At 50.0% G+C, this 1,297-nt stretch carries 2 protein-coding genes and 3 pseudogenes; 3 read left to right on the top strand and 2 right to left on the bottom strand.

Features of this window, described 5'->3' with window-relative positions:
• The 3 genes and pseudogenes from V6N04_RS19110 to V6N04_RS18980 all read left to right on the top strand — a co-directional run.
• Window positions 1-180, top strand: a pseudogene (locus V6N04_RS19110) (hypothetical protein); the annotation flags it as partial.
• Window positions 181-206: 26 nt separating this feature from the next.
• Window positions 207-404 carry a hypothetical protein gene (locus V6N04_RS19105; protein ID WP_420883469.1) on the top strand — a complete coding sequence of 66 codons (198 nt, stop codon included), beginning with the start codon at window positions 207-209 and terminating at the stop codon, window positions 402-404.
• A gap of 148 nt (window positions 405-552) precedes the next feature.
• On the top strand, window positions 553-723 hold the full coding sequence (locus V6N04_RS18980) for a GntR family transcriptional regulator (RefSeq protein WP_371171738.1): 171 nt from the start codon (window positions 553-555) through the stop codon (window positions 721-723).
• 56 nt (window positions 724-779) lie between these two features.
• Here the strand turns inward: V6N04_RS18980 and V6N04_RS18975 are convergent.
• Both V6N04_RS18975 and V6N04_RS19100 read right to left on the bottom strand, forming a co-directional pair.
• Window positions 780-1,142, bottom strand: a pseudogene (locus V6N04_RS18975) (integrase core domain-containing protein); the annotation flags it as partial.
• A gap of 43 nt (window positions 1,143-1,185) precedes the next feature.
• A pseudogene (locus tag V6N04_RS19100) lies at window positions 1,186-1,297 on the bottom strand (IS200/IS605 family transposase); the annotation flags it as partial.

Genomic DNA, 1,297 nt, shown 5'->3' with positions numbered 1-1,297 from the left:
TGCAAGGATCGCCGGTCACAGGGAAGTTTGCAAAGGTTCGTGCCGATCCACTCAGCCATCCGGAATTGCTTCTCTGTTCCCTCTCGCCGTCGTTCTGCCCTCACAATCCGTTATCATCGCCTAAAGCGTTTCCAGTGTTTGTTGAATCAAAAGGGGATTCACAGCGAGCTTGTTTTCTGATTCATCCTGTTCAGGAGGATGAGATTATGCCCAACCCGCTTTCTGCCGATATTCGTATGCGCTTTGAAAAGCTCTTTGCCGAAGGGCTATCCGGGCGTGAGATTGGTCGCCGCTTGCTGATTTCAGCGGCATCCGCCTCGCGCCTGTCACAAAAGCTCAAGCAAGGTTTGAACCTGACAGGGGTCGAGTGCGGCTCAGTGCTAAATAGCACGTTAAGAAAATAAGCTACTGAAAAGTATAGATAATTTCTACTGGGCATTCCGAGAGATTCATAAAATATGAGCTGGTTAAACAGTTGATGTTAAAAGACAAAAATCCTTATAGTGGTTTTCTGCACTGAGCCGCACTCGACCCCGAACCGACTGGAAGTCGGTGGGTTGGAACCAGGGCGTGGATACTCAACTGTCTGACTTGATCTCCAGCGGCATATTGCGAAAAGGCACGAAGTTGCCCTCTTGCAGGATGCTTGCAAATGACCTGGGCGTCTCGGTAAATTCTGTTCTTGGAGCTTATTCACGCTTGACGGTGTCCGTCGTCAGTTAAATTGGGACATCAGAGCGGCTTGAGCATTGGAGGCTCTGGCTCAATTGTTTGATTGATTATGCGGCTTGTTTTTGATGTTGCAAGCGGCGGTGTTTGATTGTCTGTCTTTTGATCCTTTTCCTTTGTCTGAGAATTGCTCTGTCACGCCCGAAGTAGACGTCGGCAGGTGTGACGTTGTTCAGGCTCTCGTGGTAACGCTGGTTGTTGTAATAATCGACAAATTCCCGGATCTGGCATTCGAGATCGCCGGGAAGATAGTAGTTTTCCAGCAATACGCGGTTCTTCATCGTTTGATGCCAGCGTTCGATTTTGCCTTGGGTCTGTGGATGGAACGGAGCACCACGGACATGGTCCATATTTTGCCCTTCCATCCATTCGGCCAAGTCGCCAGATATGTAACACGACCCGTTGTCACTGAGCCGCATTCGACCCCGAAATCACATGTTTTCCCAAACTGAACGACTACCGGCTGGCGCCGGTAGGATCGGCGATGTGATTTTCCAAGTACTGAAGTACGATGTCCTCTGTGATGGCACCGTTGGTGGTCGAGAAATACCCACGGCCCCAAAATCGC

Origin of the sequence: Aliiroseovarius conchicola, from assembly GCF_041403445.1 — a bacterium.
GTDB classification, from domain to species: Bacteria; Pseudomonadota; Alphaproteobacteria; order Rhodobacterales; family Rhodobacteraceae; genus Aliiroseovarius; species Aliiroseovarius conchicola.
Note: the sequence above shows the minus strand (reverse complement) of the source record. Positions and strands in the feature narration are given on the sequence as shown.

What these genes read in the sequence shown, in the direction of transcription:
- V6N04_RS19105 (WP_420883469.1), top strand. Translation starts at nt 207, where the DNA reads ATGCCCAACCCGCTTTCTGCCGATATTCGTATGCGCTTTGAAAAGCTC.